We start from the raw sequence: 24,280 nt of genomic DNA on the forward strand, positions 1-24,280 counted from the left end.
CCTCTATCTATTGTATATAAGCTTTTAATAAAATGAATGATTTAATTCTTAGTACGACAAATAATCATGTACTTACCATCACCCTGAATCGCCTTGATAAACAAAACGCCCTGTTAAACGACATGTATATCAAGCTAAGTTCATTGCTCGATGAAGCAGAATCTAACGATGATATTCGCGTGGTTATAATTCAAGGTAGCGATAGCTGCTTCAGTGCTGGCAATGATTTAAACGATTTCCTCAATGGTACCGGTTCATTAGATGAACGTGGCGGTTATCAATTTATTCAAAAGCTCGGTCAATTTAAGAAACCTCTGATCGCTGCCGTTGCTGGCAATGCCGTTGGTATCGGTACGACACTCCTACTACATTGTGATATGGCAATCGCTGCGACCAATGCCAAATTCATGCTGCCATTTGCCCAACTTGGTTTGTGCCCAGAGGCGGCTTCAAGTTACTTATTACCCAAACTCGTTGGCCGCGTTAAAGCTTTTGAGTTACTGGTGTTAGGCGATAAATTTGATGCCCACACGGCACTGCAGCTCGGTATGGTCAATCAAGTTGTCGAGCCAGAGCAACTACTTGAATCGGCTCAATTACTCGCCGCGCGTCTAGTAAAACTTCCTCCTCAGGCACTACAAATATCGCGTGAGCTCATTGCGAAGGGTTGCCAACAGGCGGTTAGCGACATTATGTACGAAGAAATTTTAGCGTTTGAAAAACTGCTTAAAACACCTGAAAGCAAAGCTATTTTGCAGCATTTAGCGAAATAACCAGAATTATATAAAAACAGGATTTAGCCAACTATTAACTAAACAACGCCAAGTTGCTTTCGCACACTTGGCGTTGTCATTTATGAATAGTACTCTTGCGTGGTTGGCTTTTTCTCTCTTGCTAACAAATATATAGCTAATGCGACCAACAACACCGGCCAGAAAATACCAATTATCGCCATTGCTATACTACCTAATACCATCACTGCAATAAAAATCGCACCACCAAAAACACTGAGTACAATTGCAAGTGCTACCAGTATTAATACCACCACGACCAACGCCGACATACTAATGGCCTGCAGTGGAGCTAACTGTTCATCATCGACCATCACACTGAGATCAAAAAACTCAAGAAAGCTCATGCCTAGCGCATAAGTCAAAAACATCGTCGCTAGAATGGCCAGTAATAATGATTTGAAAAAAGACATTTTTGACTCCTACGGGTTATCTGTTTGGTATTAAAATCGCTGCGCCAATATAGGCAATCAGCATAGCAACGGGAAACATCAAAAATAAACACACTGCCGCCGCTCTAACAGCGAGTCTTGGTGTATTGTAATGTTTAGCGATACCACCACATACACCCGAAATTTTCTTGTGAACTAAGTCTTTGGTTAAGACACGCTTAATTCGATATGATTTTCGATAATCCATTTTAATCTCCTTAATAGTGGTAGCTCATGTACATCGGTGCTACCACAATAAACTAGGGGTAAGCGCATAGGCTCGTGAATAAATGACGGCTATCTAACAATTAGCCGTTGGCAACTTTAGCTTTTAAGGCTTCAAGCTCGTTGTCAATCTGCTCATCGTTTTCAAGCGCCTGAATTTGGCTTGCTAAGTCGTTGGTCTGAGTTAGGTCATAGGCTTCAACCTGTGCTTCAATGTCATCAATTTTTTGTTGATAACGCTCAAACTTGTTTAGCGCTTCATCTATGTTGTGTACTGTGGCTTTTTCTCTTACTTTTAAACGAACTTGCGCAGATTGCTGGCGCATTAAGAAGCTTTCTTGCTTGCGTTTTGCTTCGGTCAACTTCTCTTGCAAACGCTCTGCATCAGCCTGAATATCAACTAATACCTCATCAATGGTTTGCATTTGATTTTCAAGCGCTTCAAATGTTTGGCTAACCTTTTGTTTCTCAACTAAGGCTTGCTTTGCTAGATCGTCGCGACCTTTTTCTACCGCCAATTGTGCTTTTTGCTGCCAGCTTGTCACTTGACGTTTAGCAAAAGCTAACTCTCTTGCTAGCGATTTTTTTTCAGCGATATTTTTTGCTGCGCTTGCGCGCACTTCAACAAGCGTTTCTTCCATTTCTTGGATAATAAGCTTAAGCATCTTTTCTGGATTTTCGGCTTTATCCAATAAGCTGTTGATATTGGCATTAATGATATCTGCAAATCGTGTAAACATTCCCATGTTCATATCCTCTTGATTGTTTAATTAATTTGATCAAGCTGCATATTGTTGCGCTTGTTGTGTTTACTAATTCAATCGCTGTGCCAACTCACAAAAAAACACGTAAACCACTGAATAGTATAGACTTTATAAAAAACACAAAAACAAAAGCAAACAAAGACATAATATGTCAGACCACTAAAAAGTGTAATACACAAAAATATGGCGAATTTAACCACGCAAATAAATATAGAGAAAAATAAACGGAAAAAACCAAAGCACTATGTTGCTTTGCTTAGTGCTTTGGCTTATTCAACGAGTAGATAAAAAATAATAATTGATGAGTCATTGTGAGTTAGTTTGAGGGCTCGGACTCTTTATCGCGTTGCTCATTATCAACGGGTAACAAGACTTTAATAGACTTAACGGCATCAGAAATATTTCTTGACACTTGCTCGGTTATGTCGAGTTTAACCTGGTCTTTATCTGCGCTGAGATAGTCGTTAACCGTTGATTTTATATCATCGTATGACGGAGCTGCCACGCTCGAAAACGAGAAACTAGCCACACATAAAATAGACAGTATTGATTTCATCATATTTCTCCGAAAAAAATTATCGACATAGATTACGATAGCGATGATGAGACAGATGAGTTATTAAAAGAACAAACAGATGTAGTTAAGATCGAAGCGGAATAATAGGAAGCAATAAAAAAGAAGTAATAAAAAAGCTTGAACAGTGAAAACAGTTCAAGCTTATTTTGAGGTTGGTATGAGTACTTCTTTATCTTCATACCAACTGATTAAAAAAGACAGTGCAATGAGCAAGGCTGAAGGCAATAGTGTGATAATAAAAATACTTGATACACTAATCATACAACCACCTACTCGATATCAGCTTGCTCTGCGACTTCTTCAACGTCGATCTTGTTGTTAGCTAACATATCAACTGATGTTGTTAATAGTGGGACTCTAAAGTTGCTAACAGCAGTTAGAATATCTTTACTAATTTGCATACGCATTGCACTTTGAACATCAACACTATGTTGTTGAACATAAACATCGGTAACATCTTTAACATTGTCTGTTTCAGTTGCCGCAAAAGCAGGTAAAGTCATCATTGCCGATAAAGTGATAGCAGTTAAGGTTTTCATTTTTTACTCTCCAATAATTAAATTTTAATTTACTACACCTTCCCTATTACAAGGCCTGTGCCAACATTCAAAATAAACATAACCCATTGAATTTAAAAAACAAAAATAAAAACCGCAAAAACACCACAATAGCACGACATAATATGTCTTACTATTTATTGTTGATATTCGTTAAAACTTGGTAAATTTAACTAACAAAGATATAACATTTAAAATATTGCCGATTTTTCGTTGATATTAGCTAATGACGAGAATTGTACTAACCGATTGGTTAACGTTTGGGAATAAAGCAAATGAGTACTAGCGGGAATTATAAAGACAAAAAAAAGCCTGATATCAAATCGATTATCAGGCCTTATTGTTGGTGTGGTAAAGACAGTGCTTTATCTTCATACCAACTGATTAAGCAAGAACATATTAACAATATGAACGACGGCAATAGTGTGAGTAGAAATATACTGATAACACTGATCATAGGCCACCTATTCGATATCTACTTGCTCGCTCAACTCATCAAGCGCTTTGCTGTTCTGCGCGACTAACTCAACGCGACTAGCAGCTTGCGGTCGATAAAAGCTACTTAGTGCTTTTTGAATATCTTGTTTGACACTTTTATTCAACGCTTGTTGTACATCATAGCTATGTTGCTGAATATAAGCGTCTGTTACATCTTTAACATCTTCCGTTTTACTGTTTGCAAAGGCAGGCAAGGCCACCATGCTCGTTACCGCTAAAAAAAATAATGTTTTCATTGCGACTCTCCATTTAGGTTCTTTAGTTAAGACGCAATAACAGTTACAAAGGTTGTGCCAATGCCGAAGAAAAATGCTAACACTCTGTTAACAATAAGAATATAGTAATTATTGATAGGTCTGACCGCAGCGTTCACTTTAGTACAGGTAAAAAAATAGTGGTTAAAAAAACCACTATTTAGGAAAAAAGTTAGGCGGTTAATCTCGTTGCAGCTGAACCACCTTATCATAAGCTTGCTTTAATAAGTCACCGTTAGCATTTGCTTGAGAAGAGTTCTCACTCAAAAATCGTCTAAACTGCTTAGCACCTGCTAAGCCGTTACACAATCCGAGCATATGCCGAGCGACGTGCCACATCTTACCACCTTGCGCAACGTGCTGATCGATATAGCTGGCCATTTCATCAATAATTTGCTGACGAGATTTAATGACGGTGTCAATGCCGTATAGTTGTTGATCCGCTTGGGCCAGAATATAAGGATTTTGATACACTTCTCGGCCAATCATTACACCATCAATATGTGCTAAGTGTGCTTGTGCTTGTTCAAATGAGGTTATACCGCCATTAATAGAAATAGCTAACTGACTAAAATCTCGTTTTATTTGATAGACTCGCTGATAATCAAGTGGCGGTATCTCGCGATTTTGCTTAGGACTTAAACCTGACAACCACGCCTTACGAGCATGCACAATGAAGTGTTCACAGCCAGCATCTTTTACGACATCAATAAAGCGATGGAGAAATTCATAACTGTCTTGATCATCAATGCCAATTCGAGATTTAACGGTTACCGGAATATCAACCTGTGCTTTCATCGCATCAACACACTGCGCAACCAACGCTGGCTCAGCCATTAAGCAAGCACCAAACTTACCGTTTTGGACGCGATCTGACGGACAGCCAACATTAATATTAATCTCGTCATAGCCTTTATCTTGCGCAATTTTAGCACATTGGGCCATCGCTTTAGGATCGCTGCCACCGAGCTGCAGGACAACGGGATGCTCTTCTTCGTTATACCCTAGGTAGTCTCCCTTGCCAAAAATAATCGCACCTGTTGTCACCATTTCTGTATAAAGTACGGTTTGCTTACTCATTAAACGGTAAAAATAACGACAGTGTCGATCCGTCCAGTCAAGCATTGGAGCGATTGAGAGTTTGTGAGAAATAGCTTGTTTACTCAATTTCATTCTAACCTTAGTAACTAAATCTACCTTGTGCAATTAGCCAGTTGAACAACACTCATGCACGGTATTAATTACGGAGATTATATCATCATTACAATAACTAAAAAGCGGATAATTACCGCGAGTCAACTAACGCAAGGCTTTGGGTAAGCGACATGACAAACGCTAGATCATTAAAAGAGGTGTGTTAAACTTGCTCTAACTCAATGAATTAAGAATACAAATGAATATTGAACATCAGCTTGCTCAAGCTAAAAAAGTGTGTGATAAACGAGGCGCTCGATTTACCGCCTTACGAGAACAGGTTTTTACGCTACTTGCTAAACACAGTAGCGCCGTTGGTGCTTACGATCTGCTTTCAGAATTGCAAGCCATTGATCCATCGGCCAAACCTGCGACTATTTATCGCGCCTTAGATTTTTTAAACCAGCAGGGCTTTGTCCACAAAATAGAGTCTATTAACGCCTTTGTGATGTGTGATCACTTTAGTGAGTGTAATCACCCTGTTCAGTTACTTATTTGTGATGAATGCGGTAATGTCGAAGAAATTCAATCGGAGAATCTAGATTTAGCCATTCGCTCAATGGCCGATGCCAGTGGTTTTAAAATCAAACATCAAGTCGTGGAGGCACACGGTTCTTGCTCCGCCTGTCATCAAACCGATATATAAATAACAACATCAGATACTTGCACTACAGTAATGCACTGTGTGAAATTGTTTGAATGCAAATCTTTTGTGGTTTTCACATTTACCGATTGCGGGTGAGTTGCTACAATGATTTTTATTGATTTATTAGTTTTTTACACTTTTTGCCGAAAAATAGCGCATAATAAGTAAATAAGCACGACCATCGTAAAGGTTATCGAATTTTCATGAATGTAGAATTTATTAATCCGTTTCTATCTTCCATGTTAAATGTCATGTCGACAATGGCACAAATGGAATTGACACCAGAAAAGCCGAAATTAAAAGATGGTGATATCGCCAAAGGTGACGTTTCTGGTTTGATTGGTATGGTAAGCGATCAAGCCAAAGGCTCTCTGTCTATCACCTTTGAAGCGTCATTAGCCATTGCCACGATGAAAAAAATGGTTGGAGAAGGCCCTGACAAAGTCGATGAAGAAGTCATTGATTTAGTTGGTGAGATCACCAATATGGTAACGGGTGGTGCCAAGCGTATTCTAAGTGAAAAAGGTTTCGAATTTGATATGGCTACCCCAATGGTGGTATCAGGTAAAGATCACACCATTAACCACAAGGCCGATGGGCCAGTGGTTATTATTCCGTTAAAGTCTGAATTTGGCCGTGCTTACATTGAGTTTAGCTTTGATTAACAAATGCAAGTTAAGCTAAATTCGAAAGAAAAAAACCTCCAATAGGAGGTTTTTTTATGACTAAACTAGCAACTTATTAAGTTTTATTAGCGCCACTCTTGATAACGTGCTCATGCAATTCGTTGATCCACGCTTCTAGTTGCATTTTAATATCACCGTTGATGATCACGGCATTAGCATTTTGAAATGACTTACGATGCTCACCTAACAATTTAGTTTCTGCCATTTTGGCTAGTACTTCACCAGTTACACTGTTGTATAACTCAAAGTAAACCGTTGCACTACCCGATTGTTTGATTTGGTTTTTAGCACCTGAGGCGTTGTTTAAGTCAGGTTGGTAAATATCTAAGTTGATCAGCGCCGGCAATAAAACTAGCACGTCAGCGCCACTTTCTTGAACAACGGGCATGCCCATTTTAGCAAATTCAGTTTCCAACACGTTTTGGTATATTTCTTTAACATTCTCTTCAATGCCAGTGACGTCAGCCTCAGACGCCCTGCTTGCTAAGGATTTTTGCGAGCGATTGTAGTCACGACGCCAATTCTTTTTCATCTTTACATGAGGCTCAACAAATTTTACCTTAGTAAACTGACTAAAATCATACCCTTCACGAATATAAGCCAAAGAGAAATTTCCGCTTTTCACTTCTGTTAAACCGTCTTCGGTTTTTTTACCTGCATCTGCTGTGTTCGACATCAGCAACATACTTGTTGATACGGCAACAAGCGCCGCACTCTTTAAAAACTTTAACATGGTAGTACCCTATTTCCTTGTTCTCTTTACAATCGATGTCAACTAGTGATTTGAGAATTAATACACTAGCTACGAATTTTGTAGTAGTTATAGTCCTTATTACGCAGCCAATCTACACTTAGATGTGTCATAATTGTTAATATTTATTACAGGATACATATTTATTTTTATGGGAATAAGCAGTTAGCTATGATGTGGTACCAAAGAGAAATTTTAATACCTCACAAGCCTCGAGGCTTTCATTTGATCACCAATGAGATTATTCACCAAATCCCTGAAATTGGTGAGTTGAACCTTGGTATTTTACAGTTATTTATTCAACATACTTCAGCGTCACTCACCATTAACGAAAATGCCGATCCTACGGTAAGGCAAGATTTAGAAGCTCACTTTAATCACTATGTCCCTGAAAATTCGCCGTATTATCAACATACCTATGAAGGCAGCGATGATATGCCGGCACATATTAAAGCCAGTATTTTAGGTTCGAATGTGACGATTCCTATCAGCCAGGGCAGATTAGCCCTCGGTACATGGCAGGGTATTTATTTGGGTGAACATAGAAATCACGGAGGCAGCCGACGCATTGTGGCAACGCTGTATGGCGAGCGTTAATTACTGCGCAATAAAAGATAAAAAAGCACCAGCTTGATAACACTGGTGCTCGAGTTTTAGTTACATTTGATAGGTTAACCCAAGGTAAAGCGCGCGATCTTGCGTGTTGTAATTAACCGCGGTTTGATATTCCTCATCAAGCACATTCAATAACTTTACTTGCGCCGATAACGTTGAGCTTAACGCGTAATTCGCACTGAGGTTTACTAAGTGATAACTATCGAGTGTCACGGCTCCCTCTTCTCGTTTACCGTTAAACTGATAATCGACAAACAGGTCGATGCCTGCAACTGACGTTTGAAATTGATAACCGATTAATTCCTTAGCACGTCGGGCAAGCTGTTCACCGGTTGCCTTATCTTCGGTATCAATATAACTTGCGTTGAGTTGATGTGAGCCACCAAAACCTTGATAACGAGCGGTAAACTCGACACCATTAATATCAACTTCGTTAACATTGACCGGTTGATAGAAATAATTTTCATCCGGCTGCCAGTCAATGAGGTTATCAATTGTTGAACTAAAAATACTGGCTGATAAATCAAATTGCTTAATGCCAGTAGTGTATATAAGCTCAGCGGTTTGCGAGGTTTCTGGCACTAAATCAGGGTTGCCTGATGAATACGGATCGGCTGGCCAATACAAATCATTAAACGTTGGTGCTTTGAATCCCGTACCTAAATTAAGCGTTACTTTTGAGCTTTGCGTCAGCTGATAAGCCACACCAGCGTTATAGGTTGTTTCACTATCGACATGCTCAATATCGTCATAACGCATGGCTAACTCAAACGTGAGGCTATCTTTTTGATACAACCCTTGAGCAAACACACCGTAGATATCACGTGCTGAAATCGTAAATTCTGTTGTACTAGCGAGTGACTCTTGATAAAAATCAGCCCCAAAATTCACCTGAAAATGAGGCCACACTTGCGCGTTATTAACAATAGATAATTGATCTCTACGAGTTTCAAAGTAATTCCCATCGTTTTTTTCCACACCATTACCAAAATTCTTTGCGTAATCTCGGTTTTGACCAAGCGTCACATTTAGCGTATTTTGCACATGCCCTACTTGCCAGTTATAGCCGCTTTTGACATACCACAAATGTTGCTTAATATCGGTTTGATCTGCCCCCCAAGCATTATCAAATTCATTTTCACCTTGAGTCGCCTGAGCTAACCATTCAAGAGTCAAATCGGTAGTTAACTGCTGCTGCCCGCGATACACTAAAGTGTCGTATTCATAGCCGTCGTTGTCGTCTTGTACGCCCTGAAAAACATCAAAGCCTTCACTTTGTTCATGGTTAAAGCTCAATGAACTATGACCATCACCGTGGCTAAAACCAATGCCCGCTTTAACCTGACGATAACTATCAGCGCCTAAACTGCCACCGACATAACCTTCGCCTTGCTTAAGTTCACGGGTAAAAATATTAACGACACCGCCAATCGCATCTGAGCCCCAAAACGCAGCTCTTGGTCCTTTGATAATTTCTATGCGCTCAATTAGCTCAGGCGCAATCGTTTGAATATCAGTTAACCCCAAACTTGCCGAGTTAACTCGCATGCCGTTGATTAAAAATAAAGTGTGACTAGCGTTTGCTCCACGCAAATACAAAGACGCATTTTGACCTCGTCCACCTTGACTTGAAATATCAATACCGGCAACCGTCGACAATAATTCACTCATTGATTTTGGTTGAATTTTGGCAATATCAGCTTGGCTGATCACCACTTGATTAGCTAACTGCTCAATTAATGGATTGTCACTGCGGCTCGCCGTCACCGTGATAATTTCGTCGTCAGCCATCGCTGGCGTGCTCAGTAGCGTCGTTACAGCGAGTGCTATTGGTGATAATAAAATAGATCTTGATTTGTTATTTTGATAATTCATGTTACCTCTTCCTTGGGCACCCTCCGTACCCTGAAATACATTTGAGTTGATGTTAATAAACACGCAGGCATTCGGACTTATGCATAGCAAATACCGCTGCGGGGGCAGTGTTGAATTCTCATCAACTTCCCCTGCATGTTCAGCGTTTAATGTTAGCGATGATTAGCTAACGATATTGATCAATGTCGTGACACAATTGTGTTACGCCAGCCAATACTCTTTTTGTAAACCGATGCAATAAATCAGCATCGGCGTGGACAAATTGTTGTTGTTTTACGGCAGGAATTTGAGACCACGGCTGCCACATTAATTGAGCTGGTATTTGATGAGTTTGCTGCTCACCTTGCCCTGTTTTGCTATGTTGCCATGGTAAAACAATCACCTCTGGCTGTTTGGCAATAACGTGCTCAATACTAATTTGTGGATAAGCGGCTAGCTGTGTCGCAAACACATTACTCGCACCACATAGCGACAATAACTGATGGGTCCATGTCGATTGATTTATTGTCATTAGCGGCTCAGGCCACATTTGATAAAACACATTAACCGGCGTTTTGTCTTGATATTGCGCCTTTAACTGACGAAACGATAGCTCTATAGTTTGAGCAATGGCATCGCCCTGCGCTGCTCGGTTAAGTTGCTGGCCGATTCGGCGATAATCTTGGGCAACCTCAGTAATATTTTGTGGGCTACTATCAATAATTGCGATACCCAATTGCTCGAGTTTGGCTAAGTCTGCCGCTTTATTACCACCACGCCAAGCGATGACATAGTCAGGGCGCAATGCCAACACTTTCTCGATTGATAAACCATAGGCGCCACCTATGCGAGGAATAGCTTTGGCCTGCTCAGGGTAATCAGCGTGTTCAACTGTGGCAACGATATTATCACCAAGCCCTAAATCATAAAGCATTTCAACAGTGTGTGGTGACAAGGCAACGAGTTTAAACGGTTTTGCTTGCAAAGAGCCGTGTAACAAGCCACAGAGTAACGTTATACATAAAACGCAGTGCTTCATTAGTAATCAAAGCCCAATTGCGCTTTGATCCCTGCATCAAACGCGTGCTTTACATTTCTCACTTCACTGACGGTGTCGGCAATCTCGATAAGTTTTCGATGAGCACCTCGCCCCGTAACAACAACATGCTGCATCGGTGGGCGATTTTGCAATACGCTGATCACCTCATCTACGTCAAGGTAGTCATAACTGAGCATGTAAGTTAACTCATCGAGTAACACCAAATCGAGATCAGGATTAGTTAGCATGGCTTTGGCTTGCTGCCAAGTTTGTTGGGCCGCTAGCGTATCGGCCGCTTTATTTTGAGTCTCCCAGGTAAAACCGGTTTCCATCACCGCAAAAGGCACACCGATGTTACTCAATAGGTTTTTCTCACCGTTATCCCACTGGCCTTTAATAAACTGCACTACACCCGCTTGCATACCATGGCCTAAGCAACGCACTACCATACCAAAGCCCGAGGTAGTTTTGCCTTTACCGTTACCGGTGATCACCTGCAAAATACCTTTCTCTTCTTGCGCTGCGGCAATGCGCTCATCAACCTTTTCTTTGAGCTTTTGCTGACGTTGTTGATGTCTTGCTTGCTGTTGGTTTTGTTCTGTCATCTCACTACCTAAAATAAGCTACTTTAAAAATGCACTGTGGTGGCGGTTATTGCGCACCAATAAAAGTAAAAAGAAGATACTGCCAATCGCCGCAGTAATAATGCCAATCGGCAATTCTTGATTAGCGATAACAACTCTTGAAAGGGTATCAACTAATATCATAAATATACCACCAACCATGGCGACAACTATGGGGTGTAAGCTAGCGCCTTGCGAGAGAAACCTTCTCACGATGTGCGGAATAATTAAGCCAACAAACCCAATACCGCCACAATTCGCGACTAGGACAGCGGTCATTAATGCGCTTAGCGCTAACATCAGCGAGCGAATTTTACTTGGATTAACGCCTAATGTTACTGCGGTTTCATCGCCTAATATCAGGCTATTTAATCGACGATAATAACCTAGCACAATCAAGACCGTGATTAGAAAAACCGCAAAACAAAGCCCAACACTGGCCAAATTTGCCCGAGTAAAACTACCGAGTGTCCAAAACAATATCGCACTGATCGCCTGAGGATCACTAAAGTAAAGTAAAAATGAGGTCAGTGCGCTAAATAGAAACGATAACGCCACCCCAGCAAGCACTAACGTGTGCATATTAGCTTGATACCGAGTGAGTGCTACTAAAATAGCAATGACTGATAAACTCCCGATAAATGCGGCAATAGACATTACACTCAGTTCAACTGTTGCTAATTGACGATACAAATCGATATCAAATATCACCATGGCCAATACCACCGCAAACGAAGCGCCAGATGAAACGCCAAACAAATAAGGGTCAGCTAATGGATTTCGAGTAACGGTTTGTAACACCATACCTGACAGCGCCAGCCCTGCACCGGCAATAAAAGCCATTAACGTGCGCGGTAAGCGCAATTGCCAAATGACTTGTGAATACATACCGGCCTGTGTGTTATCGCTAGTATCCGCAAACAAAATCGCCAATACCTCATCAAGCGGAATGTCAATTGCGCCAATAGATAAGCCTGCCAGTAATGACATCAACGAACAAACAACAAGGCCACTAACGGTGATTTTTGCTGATATACTCATCTACTTAATGCTCTCCATAGTCATAGGTAACTAATGGTCTAGCATTTGCGTTAAGTTCAACATGTGCTTGTGCATCAAAAAATCGGGCAATATTGGCTTTAGTAATCACTTTATTGGGTTCGCCCTGTGCAACCAGTTGGCCTTGATGAAGCAACAACAGCTTATCTGATATTGCCGCCGCCAGATTTAAATCGTGAAACGAAGCGAGTACCGTCATATCTAATGATTTAGCCAAGCGCATAATGTCGATTTGATATTTGATATCCAAATGGCTGGTCGGCTCATCCATAATCAACAGCTTTGGCTGCTGAACAATGGCTTTAGCGATCAGCGCTCGCTGCTTTTCTCCGCCTGATAACGACTCAAAACCTTGATTCGTTTTGTCCGTTAAACCAACCTGCTCAATAGCCTGAGCTATTTGCTGATGCTGTGCTTTAGAGGTGCGAGAAAACGCTGATAAATAAGGCACGACACCTAATGCAACGACATCAAAAACCGTTAAATTAAACTCGTTAGGGGTTTCTTGTACCACCACGGCTACATCTTGGGCAAACGCTTTGGTACAAATGCTGTCAATGGGTTGTTGCTGAAAGCTAATAACACCTGCACAAGGGGTTAAATAGCGATATAAACAGCGAAGTAGAGTTGATTTACCTGCGCCATTGCCGCCAATTAAACCAACGAATTGACCCGGCTCAATAGCAAACGAGATATCGCGTAGAATGTTTTTTTGTTGATAAGCAAACGAGAGGTGTTGGCAACTTAGTATTGCAGTATTTGAAGATGTCGTACTTGAAAGTGCCATTTTTTGCCTGTAATTCGCGGCCATACGACACTCCACAGCTAGCTGTGTAGGTCAGTATAGAGTATTCCCGCTCAACCTGTTTCTATTGCTATAGTAACGCCCTGGTATCCTGACTTACAGCTTCTAGATATAACCCTTCCAAGTCGTTGGTCAGCCAAATGACTCGTGGTTGTGATATCGCTCTGTTTACAGTTGCGGGTACAGTTGCGAATTCTCATCGCATTCCCAGTGTGCAGCGCTACGTTGTTGCCTGTATTATCTTACCTTGGCAAAATAATACAAGCATAGAACTGGCATTATGTCAGAGTTTTTTTATCTAGCTCATAACCTGAGCGTTAACTCGCTTGCTGAACTAAATGCACATCGCGCTGCGGGAAAGGAATGGTAATATTGTGTTGTTCCAGCGCTAAATAAATCGCCTTATTCGCTTTGTACTTAAACGCGAATAACTCAGTGGTGGGTACCCAAACCCTCACTTCGATGTTGATCGCACTATCAGCAAATTCACTGATCCCAACTTGGCATTTACTCTCATCTTCTAGACCTTCAATACCAACAATAGTCGCCTTCACTAAATCAGCCACGGCAACGGGGTTATCATCGTATGAAATACCGACGTTAAGCTCTAGTAAGGACTTCTCTTTTGAATTGTGCAAGATTTCCCCGACAATGTGCTTATTAGGAATAGTGATATCAACATCGTCTTCGTCAGCCAAAACGGTGTAGGCGAGTAACACCTCTTTAACCACACCTTTGACCCCTTGTACTTCAATCGTGTCTCCGACCACAAACGGACGAGTTAAAATAATATTGAAACCAGCCGCGTAGTTTGACAACAAGCCCTGAAACGCCAAACTAGCACCTAGGGAAATTGCACCAATGGCAGCAACAAATGGGGTTACACTGATACCGAGTTTACTCAACGCAACAATCAACACCATTATCACAACGATCATTTTTGCTGTGCTTGCTAAAAATTTACTCAAGGTAATATCTAGCTTTTGGTTTAGACACAGCTTGAGTACGAGCTTAGCGACTTTCCCCGCGATGTAATAACCTAAAAGAAAAATCAGTAATGCACCAACAATCTGAAAACTGTAGTTGGCAAAGAATTCAACAATTAACTGATAAAAATACGTCACTTGATTGAGCTCTTCCTTTAATAACTCTGACGGCGCTAAACTTGTTACCGACGCTGTTTCATTTTGATTTGACTGAAGCATATGAATTCCATCACTTTTTCTTAAATTAAACTCATTATTACTGTTCTGGTTACATTTTTCTACATAGTTAACCATAGATAATTACATGAAAAACAACGATAGTAGAGAGATAAACAACAGGTTAACAACTTGTAAACGGAATAATATAAACTGGAGAGCTATTATGAAGCGACTAATCATTTCACTTACTGCAATTTTTCTTTCAACAACAGCCTTAGCAGCATCGACAGTGCAAGAAGGTGTTATTGAACAATCTAATGCAATTAGTACCAAGGTAGGCAAAGATGGTAAGCCGCTATTAGGCGCTGCAGTTGGTGTCGGCATTGGTTCACAAATTGGTGGCGGCAGTGGCAATGATGCGGCAAAAGTTGTCGGTGGCGTAATGGGCGCAAAACGCGCTGCAGCTAAGCAACAAAAGACAATGTACGGCTGGCGATATATTATCAAAATCAATAATCAGTTACAGGCGGTTGACGTTTGGTGTGATAAGCCGCAGTCTCAATGCCCTGGTTATGCACCCGGCGAAGAGGTTTACCTGATCAATGGCAGTGAAGTGGCTGCCAAAGCAAAATAATGAATCAGGCATAAAAAAAGCGACATAACGTCGCTTTTTCTATTGTTCGATTTTAACCCAACGACTTTCGTCGTATTGGTCCGTTGGCAATATTGTAATGCCGTCCTTGACAACTTTTTGCTGCATATCAACCTCTTTACCCATCGCCCAGCGCGGGATGAAGGTTTGCGACGAAGCGACAACAACATGCGACATCATGCCTATCATTCTTGCATTGACAATATAACCATTGGCTTGCTCAACCATAGTGCCAGTGACAACATAGTCGATAATTTGACGTTGTGATAACTCTTCATAGTTGCGGCTAAACACAAAGTCACCCTCAGGCGTTACCCGAAAGAACCCAGTTGACTTAAAATCAACCACGATCAAACCATTTTGTTGCAAGTGATGCATAAAGCTTTCGGCTAATTGATTACCCAACCAATTCGTTGACTCAAGATCCGATAAATTAACAAATGACGCTACAGCCACAGGTGTACTCGCTGTAACAAAACTACTTTTTTCAAGCATTTGCTCGGTTAAGCCAGCCACAATAGTATTAAGTTGGTGGCTCGGCAACTCATCTTGGTCGATGGTCTGTTCAATAGTTGATGTCGAGTTATCATTGGCTTTCTGGTCAAAATAACTGTAATCGTCTTGATTGCCTTCGAGCGAAGTGCATGAGACCAACCCAGTTAAAACCACTATTGAAATTAAAATTCTCATTCCGCTGCCTTATTTGTATCGTAATGCAAAAAACTAATGCATTTTTTACGCCAACACATGAGATTATTCGATCACCGATCAAGAATAAGCTTGATTAGTCCTTAGCTCGGATCTTTAACAAACCACTTCAGCATATCCAACAATTTAGGCTCTTTACCATACATCGTCATACACATTTTAAATAACCTAGCTGCCGCAGTTCGAATATAAAAGCATGTAAGTAGTGTTAAGCTTAAGGCAATGATGGGCTGCCAAATTGGCACATCAATTAACGACATTTTTACCGGCATTGCGGCAAACGCGGTCAGCGGGAATAAACTTAAAAAGGTAAGCGCCCAACCGGAAGGGCTTTCCAGGGTAATAAACGTCAGCAGTAATGGCAATAACGGCAGTAGCATCATCGCCGACTTGCCACTGTGATTAGGGTCATCAATCGCCGCGGCAATAGCCGCCATAATGCAGGTACAAAAATAGACACCAGTAACAGCAAACACCACCAACCAAGGGAGCAGACGCCAGTCGATAAACGAAAAATCAACGCTCGTATTATTGAGCACAACCGAGGTAAACGCCATCACCAATAAAATAGTAATAACGACTGAAGCCATTGCTTTAATAGCATGCAACACTTGCCCTAGAATCTTGCCATCAACCCATGTTTGAGGGCTAATACAAGAATATAATTGTTCCGTAACTCGTTGCTGTTTTTCACCCGTCACACTAACAAATAATTGACCAAAACAAGTGAACACACCAACGCCGATCATTATTAACATACCTAATGCAATCGTTTCATTTGACGATTCTTGAGTTTTCACACTCTCATCAAGGTATTCGATGTCGATGTCAGCACCTTGGCGAATAGCTTCAAGTTGCTCATTGTTGAGACCGAGTGTTTGACTGTATTGCTCTTTGTAATGCTCGCGTAAAACAGCGTGTAAATCGTTAAGCCAACTGTGTTTATCACGGCTTAAAATCAACAGTTTTGGCATCACTTCTTGCTTGCTTTGCTCAACGACAATCGCATCCCAGCGTTCATCCTTTAGTGCTTGGGTCAACTCTGCCAAGTCACTTTGTAGTGCAGTAAAGCTAAATTTCTCATGAGTTAATGCAAACGAGCTCAAGGGCTTAACCGCAACGCGGTATTCTTCGGTGTAATCATGTTTTACGGTCTGCCATAAAAAAACAACGACACCAACCGCTAGCATGATCAACTTAGAAATAATTTCCTGTTTCCACTTAAAAAAGTGCATAAACTCCCAGCTCGCAACTAACCAAGTTTTTCTCCATTGCTGATTAAGCATATTGTCGCTCCTGTGCCGCTTGTTGGTATTGCGTTTTGTGCTGTGAAATGGCTTTGAGGTAGAGTTGATGTAAATCCAGTGATTGACTTTGAACTGCTGTAATTTCGCCAACTTGCGCTAACATCTCCAATGCTTGATTGATCGATTGTTCGGGCTGCAAATACACTTGTAGTTTGTTGTCTTCAAAAGGCGCTAGTTGCCAAGTTTGTTGAGCTGTTAATAACCCCGCTTGGTCGATAGCACGATAAGTAAGGGTCAATACCTTATTCGACTGCGCTTGTGCTCGAATATCTGCTAAGTTGCCGTAAAAAACCGCTTCACCAAGGTTCATTAGCAACATGCGATCAGCGAGCTTTTCAACCATTGCCATTTGGTGAGCACTGAGAATCACCGTCATCCCCTGTGCTTTAAGCTGAGTTAAAAAATCGACCACTTTTTCTTGATTGACGGGATCTAAGCCAGAAAACGGCTCATCTAAAATCACCCATTTAGGTCGATGAATCACCGCACTAATCAGTTGGACTTTTTGCTGATTACCTTTCGACAAGGACTTAAGTTGCTCGTCTGCGCGATCACTTAAATCGAACTTATCTAGCCAACCAAGGGCTTCCTGCTCGGCAATGGCTTTAGTTAAGCCATGTAAACGCGCAAAATAAACGAGATTTTTAAGCACCGACTTTTCCGGATAAAGGCCGCGATCTTCGGGTAGGTAACCCAGCGCATGAGCAGGTATATGACTAAAAAACTGACCGTCGAGTTTTAACGATATCTGCCCGCTATCAGGTTTGGTAAAGCCCGTGAGCATTCGCACTAAAGACGACTTACCCGCGCCATTAGGACCAAGCAAGGCAAAGATTTCACCCTGCTTAACGTGAAATGATAATTGATTAACCGCGGTCACATTGCCGTAAGACTTTATGACCTCGTTAACACTGAGTTCCATATCAATCCCTTGATTTTTAAATTTACAAATAATTTACATTTATCCATCCTGGATTACTAGTATTAAATCCTCAATTTACAGCTCTATGCCTAACGAAATAAACGTCTTATAGTCGTTTTTCTCTGGGGTATTGTTGGCATCATCGGCCTGAGGATTAGACTGCCTGTCCCAAATAAACGAGAGGTCTAAGTCAATATTTTCAAATAAATCGTATTCAAAGGTTAAAAACAGTTCATGACGCAAGCCACCACTTTCTTTGTCACCATAATTGACATTGTAAGACGCCTTAATATCGAGATCTTTGTTAATTTCATGCTGATAGTGGGTTTCCAAGAAGCCACCAAAAGATTTTTCTTTATTCGACGCCCCTTCCTGAACATTAACATAGTAAGTTGTTCGATAACTCGGACCTATCGAGACATCCCATTCGGTTTTTCGGGTATCAATTAAGTAATAACCAACACCAGCACCAATGGTGTATTCTTTTTTCAGGTTCTTAAATGGATCTTTTACGGCGTTGAGTAAAACGGGCCTAAAAAACAGCTTTTCGGTGTAGAAAATGTCATAGGTAGCTGACAGTGACGTGTTGTTTTCCGTTTCTATTTTATCGGTTTCGGCCCGCGTATTAAAATAATCGAGTATTAAGCGAGAATCGACCGTTCGGCGCTTACCGTTAAGTCGTGCCGTCCATTCTGAGCGATCAATATTACCCGAGCTCAAGCTAAAACCCACATTTACCTTGATATCCCAAATATCTAAACCGGCTTCTTTATCACTGGCGATGGTTAACACTTCATAAAAAGTGAAGGCGTCAGGATTGCCAAATAAACTACCTCGGCGATCGATAATTTCAATTGGCGCTTTGATAACACTGCCATCACGCAACTTTAAACTGTGTACTCTGGCAGAGATAACCGAATGAATATCATCATTATCTAAAGTTAACTTACCAAGCACATCGCTATCAAATGCCATCTCATCTTCATAATAGCCTTCAATTTCGCCCTTAAGCCACTCACCCGATGTCAGCCTAACCCAGTCAAAAATAGGATCGGTTTTGGCAAGTGCAACCAAGGCTCGCTCTTCATCGAGTATTTCACTCGCCCAAACGGGTGTTAACGACGTGGCCAACACGAAACACAATGTAAAATATAAAACGCTTACTTTCTTTAGATAACTCATTACTTTGAAATTAATAGATTCTTTGTTCAAGCCTAAGTGTAGCTAAAATACTATTTCTCTCAATTGATTGCGATCAGAAAATTGCTAAATTTATCAGTTGGTTTATCACCTCAACATAGCGAATACCAACGAGTGACTAACGACATTACTGCAAGATTAGCTAACATGTATGATTTTCGCGCTAAAACGCGACCAAGCGGCTTTACTAATAACCGCTGTACGGGCATTATGTGATGTTAAATTGTTATAGCTTTTTTGTAATTTTGCTGTATTTGTTTTTTATCCTAAAAATAAAGCTCGGCAAGCAAAATTGCTGGAGGTGATAAGAGGGGTAAGCCGCTCTTATGCAAGCGCCTGCATCGTATATAAAAACAAACGTCTCGAGCGAACCATACGATGATAACTACACACAAGCCGTCAGCTACTTTAACACTGAACTGACACGCTAAGATTGATTCTTAAACCCACAACAAAAACTGAAGAAACATGAGAGTAAAAAACTACATTTCATTGGCTTTATTGTTACCGCTTACCTTTGCAAGTGCAGTTAACGCATCGGCAATTAAGCAAACCAAAGGTGACTTTGAAGACAAGTTTCGTCAATTAGACGAAGTATTACCAACGCCAAACGTATATCGCAATGCCGCTGGTGAGCCTGGTGAGAATTACTGGCAGCAAAAAGTCGACTATAAGATCAAAGTCTCATTAGACGAAGAGAAACGCCGCTTAACCGGTAGTGAAAAAATCACCTACCAAAACAATTCACCGTACAAATTAAAGTACCTTTGGGTTCAGCTTGATCAGAATATTTTTAAGCCTGACTCAATCGCTAATATGACCAATAACTTTGGCGGCATTGGCAATCGCGGGCCGGCAGCTTCCGCGGGCGATGCTAACAAACCAGCCAAGTTAAGCTTAGGCACCTTGCGCCGCCATCAGTTTTTAGCTGATAACGAAGTAGGTTACGAAATCAGTGCAGTAAAAGACGGCAAAGGTAAAGCACTCGCGTTTACCGTTGTTGGCACACAAATGCGAATTGACCTACCTAAGCCATTAAAATCAGGCGATAGCGTTAAGTTTTCAATCGACTTTGCATTTAACATTGTTGAAGAAAATGCGGTTTCAGCACGCTCTGGTTACGAAAAATTTGAAGATGGCAACGACATTTTCTTATTAGCACAGTGGTTCCCACGTTTACACGCCTACACTGACTACGAAGGTTGGAACAACAAAGAGTTCTTAGGCCGTGGTGAATTCACCCTAGAATTTGGTGACTACGAAGTAGAAATTGACGTGCCGGCTGACCACATTGTTTCTTCAACGGGTGTTTTAACCAACCCGAAAGACGTACTAACAAAAACACAACGCAAGCGTTTAGAGCAAGCGAAAACAGCTAAGCGCCCGGTGTTTATCGTGACCGAAGAAGAAGCGTTAGAAAACGAAAAAGAAGGTACTGACCAACGCAAAACGTGGAAGTTTAAAGCCGACAACGTGCGCGACTTTGCATGGGCGTCTTCACGCACATTCATGTGGGATGCCAAAGGTTACAAACAAGGTGGCGACGTACAAGATTTCGTAATGGCGATGTCGTTCTACCCAGTAGAAGGTGGCGACTTATGGAAAAAATACTCTACTGAGTCAGTTATCCACACCATGGAAGTATACTCTCGCTACTCATTTGATTACCCATACCCAACAGCGCAGTCAGTTAATGGCCCTGTAGGCGGCATGGAATATCCAATGATCACCTTTAACGGCCCTCGTACCGAATTACGCGATGACGGTTCGCGCACGTACTCACAAGCTGAGAAACGTTTCCTAATTGGTGTGGTTATTCACGAAATTGGCCACATCTACTTCCCAATGATCGTTAACTCTGACGAGCGCCAATGGACGTGGATGGACGAAGGTTTAAACAGTTTCTTAGACGGTGTTGCTGGCCGCGAATGGGATCCAAACATTCCATGGGGTGTAGAACCACGCGATATTACGGGTTACATGAAGTCGCAAAACCAAGTGCCAATTATGACGCAATCAGACAGTGTTTTACGCCTTGGCCCGAACGCATACACCAAGCCGGCAGCGGCACTTAACATTTTACGTGAAGTGATTTTAGGCCGCGATTTGTTCGATTTCGCTTTCAAAGAATACTCTGAGCGTTGGATGTTCAAACGCCCTACACCGTCTGATTTCTTCCGCACCATGGAAGAAGCCTCTGGTGTTGATTTAGATTGGTTCTGGCGCGGTTGGTTCTACTCAACAGATCACGTAGATATTTCAATCGACAAAGTATACAAAATGCGTATGGATACTAAAAATCCAGACATCGATTACGCCCGCCTGCGCGACATTGAAAACGACAAACCATCGTCATTATTCGTTGAGCGCAACAAAGCTGAAGGCAAAGAATTATGGATTGATCGCAACCCAGACGTTCGTGACTTTTACGACGAAAACGACCGTTTTACCGTGACCAACAAAGAGCGTAACGCCTATAACAAATTCCTTAAGAGCTTAAAGCCTTGGGAACGCGAAGTATTCGACCGCGCCGTTGCTGAAGACAAAAACTACTACGTGTTAGAGTTTTCAAACAAAGGCGGCCTAGTGATGCCAATTTTATTACAGCTAACTTATGCCGACGGCTCAACAGAAGATCAGTACATTCCAGCTGAAATTTGGCGTCGTACACCGAAAAACGTACGCAAATTAATTGTTACTGACAAAGAAAAAGAACTGGTTAGCGTAGCTGTTGATCCAGGTTGGGAAACAGCAGACGTAGACGTAGAAAACAACTACTACCCACGTCGTATTATCCCTTCACGTGTTGAAGCTTACAAAGCTAAGAAGAGCACACAAAAAGTTCGCCGTGACATTATGCATGATATCAAAACCGAACTAAAAGAAGACAAAGAAGATAAAGACGACAACGAAGAAGAGAAGAAGGACCAATAATGCCTAAAGGCTTATTTGTTTTATTCACCGCGATAAGTGCAGTAGTAGCCAGTTTATTGGCTACTAATACCGCCTTTGCTCATCAGCAAAAAGCAGCTGAAACCACGGTATTGTTTAACAAACGTTCTGGTCACTTAGAGATCATGCACCGTTTTTACTTACACGATACCGAACACGCGGTGCAAGATTTGTTTAACGACAAACACGCTGATATTTTGGACTCAGAGAAAACCCAGCAGCAATTTGCTGATTATGTTTCGCAGCAGTTTTATGCCAAAACACTCACTGACCAAACAATTACATTAAACACGGTAGGGTTTGAGGTAGACGGTAAGTTTTTTTGGGTATACCAAGACGCGCCCCTACCAAAAACAGAAAAGGGGCTAAAGCTTTATAACGGCGCTTTACGCGACTTATGGCCAACCCAAATCAACATGGTAAATGTTGAAGGCCAAGGCCCAGTGAAAACCCTCTATTTTCAAGATAATAAAGACTGGTTAGCAGTGTACTTTTAGCCAACACTATCCGTTTTTTCACACGCTAAAAACCGAAGTATATGTTTACCTAATAGCGGTAAATGTCACTTCGGTTTTTTATTGCCGATCAGTGTAGTGGCAGAGTATATTCAACACCTTATGAATACACATGCAACATAGCTCTCACATAGCAGATAACCGCAAGATTATTGCCAACCGTAAAAATTACGCTGAATTCTCAGTAATATCCTTAAACACCATCAAGCAAACATTAACACATTAATTTAATTAGTATTTATCAGAAGATTACAGACCAGAATTACTGAGAATTCTCAGTAATATCCTACCTCCGAGTAAAATCGACTGCGAACACAGTGATAAGTTGTTGAATTAAAGGTAAGTTCTGGTAGTTTAGAAAAGAAAGAAGTAGACGAACATTACTAAGACGTCTACATAATATACTGTTAGGTGCACAAGGAGCCTCGTCAAATGGAATCAGACTTATCTTTCGCAATATTCTTAGCTTGGTTACCCGCTCTTCTAGTATTTTTAATTTGGTTAACACCGTTAGTTTTGATTGGTCGTTCAGATAAAGTAGTTCCAAAGGAGAAAGCAGCTTGGATTGTTGCTACTATTTTTATTAGCTGGTTTTCATGGATTCTGTTCATGCTTCTAGCTCCAATCAAAGATAAAGAATAGAGTTCACCTAACAAGAGAATAAATAGTGATTCACAGTAGTTTGTCACTTTTAGTTGCAAACAACGCAATAAAATTGCCAAACTAGGCTCACACATTATTCAGGCGTTAGTTTGAAAGGTTGCCATGAGCGCATTTGTCTTTTTGTATTTATTACTAATAATTTACGCTCTTGTCATTAGGTTTGCGTCGAGAAGTGAAATTGCTTCAGGTCATGTTGGGTGGGCATATAAGTTTCAAGCTCTGACTTGCGTGGTTATTACTGCATTAACAAGCGCATCAATTGCGTTTCTTTTTGCTAAAGATTTAGCTCAATGGCTCTTTCAATTTATACCAGCATTTATTGTCGCCTCGATAGTTGCAGTTAATAAGCCGGTTGATTACAGTAAATTTCAAACTAACAAGTCATTCAAGCGGGACTGCTAAAGCTTGGCTCAGTTCCACTTCGTTACACAGTTTAGCCAAGCATTATCAGCCCCTTAATGGGGCGTTATGCAGATAAGGAAGTTTAGATGTTGTCCGCACTATTGATTGCTATAGTTCTATTTTTCACGATTCAATTGCTCGAGAAAGATAAAGATGCAGTGGATTTTAGCAATGTATTTATTATCGCTTTAGTTCCAATTGTAGTAGTAAGCTTACTTAATTTTGGAATTAGCCTAGCTGATCTAAGCCCTGCTTTTTATCTATTAAATTTTGTTATTGGTGTTGCTTGTATGTTTTTCTTATCTAAGTACTTCTTTGATTGGAAAAATGGTAAAGCAGGTGTTTTAGCTACAGTTTATGTGGTTTCAAGTATCGGTTTAGAAATTGGTATGGCATCAATATCTGCATAACAAGGCAATAAAGCATGGGACTGCGAAAGCTTGGC

The 24,280-nt window shown here is 41.1% G+C and carries 27 protein-coding genes and 2 riboswitches; of the genes, 9 read left to right on the top strand and 18 right to left on the bottom strand.

All coding sequences use genetic code 11. The features are described 5' to 3' along the window. The first annotated feature begins 32 nt into the window (after positions 1-32). On the top strand, positions 33-773 hold the full coding sequence (locus tag LP316_RS00985) for an enoyl-CoA hydratase (protein WP_193022255.1): 741 nt from the start codon (positions 33-35) through the stop codon (positions 771-773). Between the two features lie 80 nt (positions 774-853). Here LP316_RS00985 and LP316_RS00990 read toward each other — a convergent pair whose 3' ends face one another. The 7 genes from LP316_RS00990 to dusA all read right to left on the bottom strand — a co-directional run bounded on the left by LP316_RS00990 (position 854) and on the right by dusA (position 5,270). After that, on the bottom strand, positions 854-1,204 hold the full coding sequence (locus tag LP316_RS00990; RefSeq protein WP_193022256.1) for a hypothetical protein: 351 nt from the start codon (positions 1,202-1,204) through the stop codon (positions 854-856). 16 nt (positions 1,205-1,220) lie between these two features. Continuing rightward, positions 1,221-1,430 (bottom strand): PspC domain-containing protein, encoded by a 210-nt coding sequence (locus LP316_RS00995; protein ID WP_193022257.1) that lies wholly within the window; start codon positions 1,428-1,430, stop codon positions 1,221-1,223. 100 nt (positions 1,431-1,530) lie between these two features. Then, the gene (gene pspA / locus LP316_RS01000) at positions 1,531-2,193 is read right to left on the bottom strand and encodes a phage shock protein PspA (RefSeq protein WP_193022258.1); all 663 of its coding nucleotides are present in this window, start codon (positions 2,191-2,193) and stop codon (positions 1,531-1,533) included. Between the two features lie 334 nt (positions 2,194-2,527). Next, positions 2,528-2,767: a hypothetical protein gene (locus LP316_RS01005; RefSeq protein WP_193022259.1), complete on the bottom strand. Its 240-nt coding sequence runs from the start codon at positions 2,765-2,767 to the stop codon at positions 2,528-2,530. A gap of 290 nt (positions 2,768-3,057) precedes the next feature. After that, a complete protein-coding gene (locus LP316_RS01010; protein WP_193022260.1) occupies positions 3,058-3,327 on the bottom strand; it encodes a hypothetical protein in 270 nt (89 codons plus the stop codon). Between the two features lie 482 nt (positions 3,328-3,809). Beyond that, on the bottom strand, positions 3,810-4,079 hold the full coding sequence (locus LP316_RS01015; RefSeq protein WP_193022261.1) for a hypothetical protein: 270 nt from the start codon (positions 4,077-4,079) through the stop codon (positions 3,810-3,812). A gap of 198 nt (positions 4,080-4,277) precedes the next feature. Continuing rightward, a complete protein-coding gene (gene dusA / locus LP316_RS01020; RefSeq protein ID WP_193022262.1) occupies positions 4,278-5,270 on the bottom strand; it encodes a tRNA dihydrouridine(20/20a) synthase DusA in 993 nt (330 codons plus the stop codon). 220 nt (positions 5,271-5,490) lie between these two features. Here dusA and zur point away from each other — a divergent pair, with 220 nt between their 5' ends. After that, positions 5,491-5,937 carry a zinc uptake transcriptional repressor Zur gene (zur, locus tag LP316_RS01025; RefSeq protein ID WP_193022263.1) on the top strand — a complete coding sequence of 149 codons (447 nt, stop codon included), beginning with the start codon at positions 5,491-5,493 and terminating at the stop codon, positions 5,935-5,937. A gap of 203 nt (positions 5,938-6,140) precedes the next feature. Further along, positions 6,141-6,602: a chemotaxis protein CheX gene (locus LP316_RS01030; protein ID WP_193022264.1), complete on the top strand. Its 462-nt coding sequence runs from the start codon at positions 6,141-6,143 to the stop codon at positions 6,600-6,602. Positions 6,603-6,678: 76 nt separating this feature from the next. Here the strand turns inward: LP316_RS01030 and LP316_RS01035 are convergent, their stop codons facing one another. After that, positions 6,679-7,356: a DUF3313 family protein gene (locus tag LP316_RS01035; RefSeq protein ID WP_193022265.1), complete on the bottom strand. Its 678-nt coding sequence runs from the start codon at positions 7,354-7,356 to the stop codon at positions 6,679-6,681. Positions 7,357-7,545: 189 nt separating this feature from the next. Between LP316_RS01035 and LP316_RS01040 the strand changes: the two genes are divergently transcribed. Beyond that, positions 7,546-7,971, top strand: coding sequence for a secondary thiamine-phosphate synthase enzyme YjbQ (locus tag LP316_RS01040; protein ID WP_226960773.1), 426 nt, complete (start codon positions 7,546-7,548; stop codon positions 7,969-7,971). Between the two features lie 60 nt (positions 7,972-8,031). Here LP316_RS01040 and LP316_RS01045 read toward each other — a convergent pair whose 3' ends face one another. The 6 genes from LP316_RS01045 to LP316_RS01070 all read right to left on the bottom strand — a co-directional run bounded on the left by LP316_RS01045 (position 8,032) and on the right by LP316_RS01070 (position 14,574). Further along, complete coding sequence (locus LP316_RS01045; RefSeq protein ID WP_193022266.1) at positions 8,032-9,864, bottom strand: TonB-dependent receptor domain-containing protein; 1,833 nt, start codon at positions 9,862-9,864, stop codon at positions 8,032-8,034. Positions 9,865-9,908: 44 nt separating this feature from the next. After that, positions 9,909-10,027, bottom strand: a riboswitch (cobalamin riboswitch). A 3-nt stretch (positions 10,028-10,030) separates the two neighbouring features. Then, complete coding sequence (locus tag LP316_RS01050; protein ID WP_193022267.1) at positions 10,031-10,882, bottom strand: cobalamin-binding protein; 852 nt, start codon at positions 10,880-10,882, stop codon at positions 10,031-10,033. Then, on the bottom strand, positions 10,882-11,487 hold the full coding sequence (gene cobO / locus LP316_RS01055; RefSeq protein ID WP_193022268.1) for a cob(I)yrinic acid a,c-diamide adenosyltransferase: 606 nt from the start codon (positions 11,485-11,487) through the stop codon (positions 10,882-10,884). The genes LP316_RS01050 and cobO overlap by 1 nt, the downstream gene beginning before the upstream one ends. 18 nt (positions 11,488-11,505) lie before the next feature. Next, on the bottom strand, positions 11,506-12,546 hold the full coding sequence (locus LP316_RS01060; RefSeq protein WP_193022269.1) for a FecCD family ABC transporter permease: 1,041 nt from the start codon (positions 12,544-12,546) through the stop codon (positions 11,506-11,508). Positions 12,547-12,550: 4 nt separating this feature from the next. Then, positions 12,551-13,375, bottom strand: a complete 825-nt coding sequence (locus LP316_RS01065) for an ABC transporter ATP-binding protein (protein ID WP_226960774.1) — start codon at positions 13,373-13,375, stop codon at positions 12,551-12,553. A gap of 55 nt (positions 13,376-13,430) precedes the next feature. Beyond that, a riboswitch (cobalamin riboswitch) is annotated at positions 13,431-13,612 on the bottom strand. Positions 13,613-13,686: 74 nt separating this feature from the next. After that, a complete protein-coding gene (locus tag LP316_RS01070; protein WP_193022270.1) occupies positions 13,687-14,574 on the bottom strand; it encodes a mechanosensitive ion channel family protein in 888 nt (295 codons plus the stop codon). Between the two features lie 163 nt (positions 14,575-14,737). On the opposite strand from LP316_RS01070, the gene LP316_RS01075 reads away from it, so the two are divergent. Continuing rightward, positions 14,738-15,148: a hypothetical protein gene (locus tag LP316_RS01075; protein WP_193022271.1), complete on the top strand. Its 411-nt coding sequence runs from the start codon at positions 14,738-14,740 to the stop codon at positions 15,146-15,148. 39 nt (positions 15,149-15,187) lie between these two features. Here the strand turns inward: LP316_RS01075 and LP316_RS01080 are convergent, their stop codons facing one another. The 4 genes from LP316_RS01080 to LP316_RS01095 form a co-directional block, all read right to left on the bottom strand. Continuing rightward, complete coding sequence (locus LP316_RS01080; protein ID WP_193022272.1) at positions 15,188-15,856, bottom strand: FlgO family outer membrane protein; 669 nt, start codon at positions 15,854-15,856, stop codon at positions 15,188-15,190. 101 nt (positions 15,857-15,957) lie between these two features. Next, positions 15,958-17,160: an ABC transporter permease gene (locus LP316_RS01085; RefSeq protein WP_193022273.1), complete on the bottom strand. Its 1,203-nt coding sequence runs from the start codon at positions 17,158-17,160 to the stop codon at positions 15,958-15,960. After that, positions 17,153-18,103 (bottom strand): ABC transporter ATP-binding protein, encoded by a 951-nt coding sequence (locus LP316_RS01090; RefSeq protein WP_193022274.1) that lies wholly within the window; start codon positions 18,101-18,103, stop codon positions 17,153-17,155. The genes LP316_RS01085 and LP316_RS01090 overlap by 8 nt, the downstream gene beginning before the upstream one ends. 75 nt (positions 18,104-18,178) lie before the next feature. Beyond that, positions 18,179-19,234, bottom strand: coding sequence for a YdiY family protein (locus LP316_RS01095; RefSeq protein WP_193022275.1), 1,056 nt, complete (start codon positions 19,232-19,234; stop codon positions 18,179-18,181). Positions 19,235-19,771: 537 nt separating this feature from the next. Here LP316_RS01095 and LP316_RS01100 point away from each other — a divergent pair. The 4 genes from LP316_RS01100 to LP316_RS01115 all read left to right on the top strand — a co-directional run bounded on the left by LP316_RS01100 (position 19,772) and on the right by LP316_RS01115 (position 24,245). Then, positions 19,772-22,237: a M1 family metallopeptidase gene (locus LP316_RS01100; RefSeq protein ID WP_193022276.1), complete on the top strand. Its 2,466-nt coding sequence runs from the start codon at positions 19,772-19,774 to the stop codon at positions 22,235-22,237. Then, positions 22,237-22,752, top strand: a complete 516-nt coding sequence (locus LP316_RS01105; RefSeq protein ID WP_226960775.1) for a DUF6702 family protein — start codon at positions 22,237-22,239, stop codon at positions 22,750-22,752. The genes LP316_RS01100 and LP316_RS01105 overlap by 1 nt, the downstream gene beginning before the upstream one ends. Positions 22,753-23,202: 450 nt before the next feature. Further along, positions 23,203-23,412 (top strand): hypothetical protein, encoded by a 210-nt coding sequence (locus LP316_RS01110; RefSeq protein WP_193021345.1) that lies wholly within the window; start codon positions 23,203-23,205, stop codon positions 23,410-23,412. 509 nt (positions 23,413-23,921) lie between these two features. Then, entirely contained in the window at positions 23,922-24,245 is a 324-nt protein-coding gene (locus tag LP316_RS01115) for a hypothetical protein (protein ID WP_193022277.1), read from the top strand. The last annotated feature ends 35 nt before the right edge of the window (positions 24,246-24,280 follow it).

Origin of the sequence: Thalassotalea sp. LPB0316, assembly GCF_014898095.1 — a bacterium.
In the GTDB taxonomy this organism is placed as follows: Bacteria; Pseudomonadota; Gammaproteobacteria; order Enterobacterales; family Alteromonadaceae; genus Thalassotalea_G.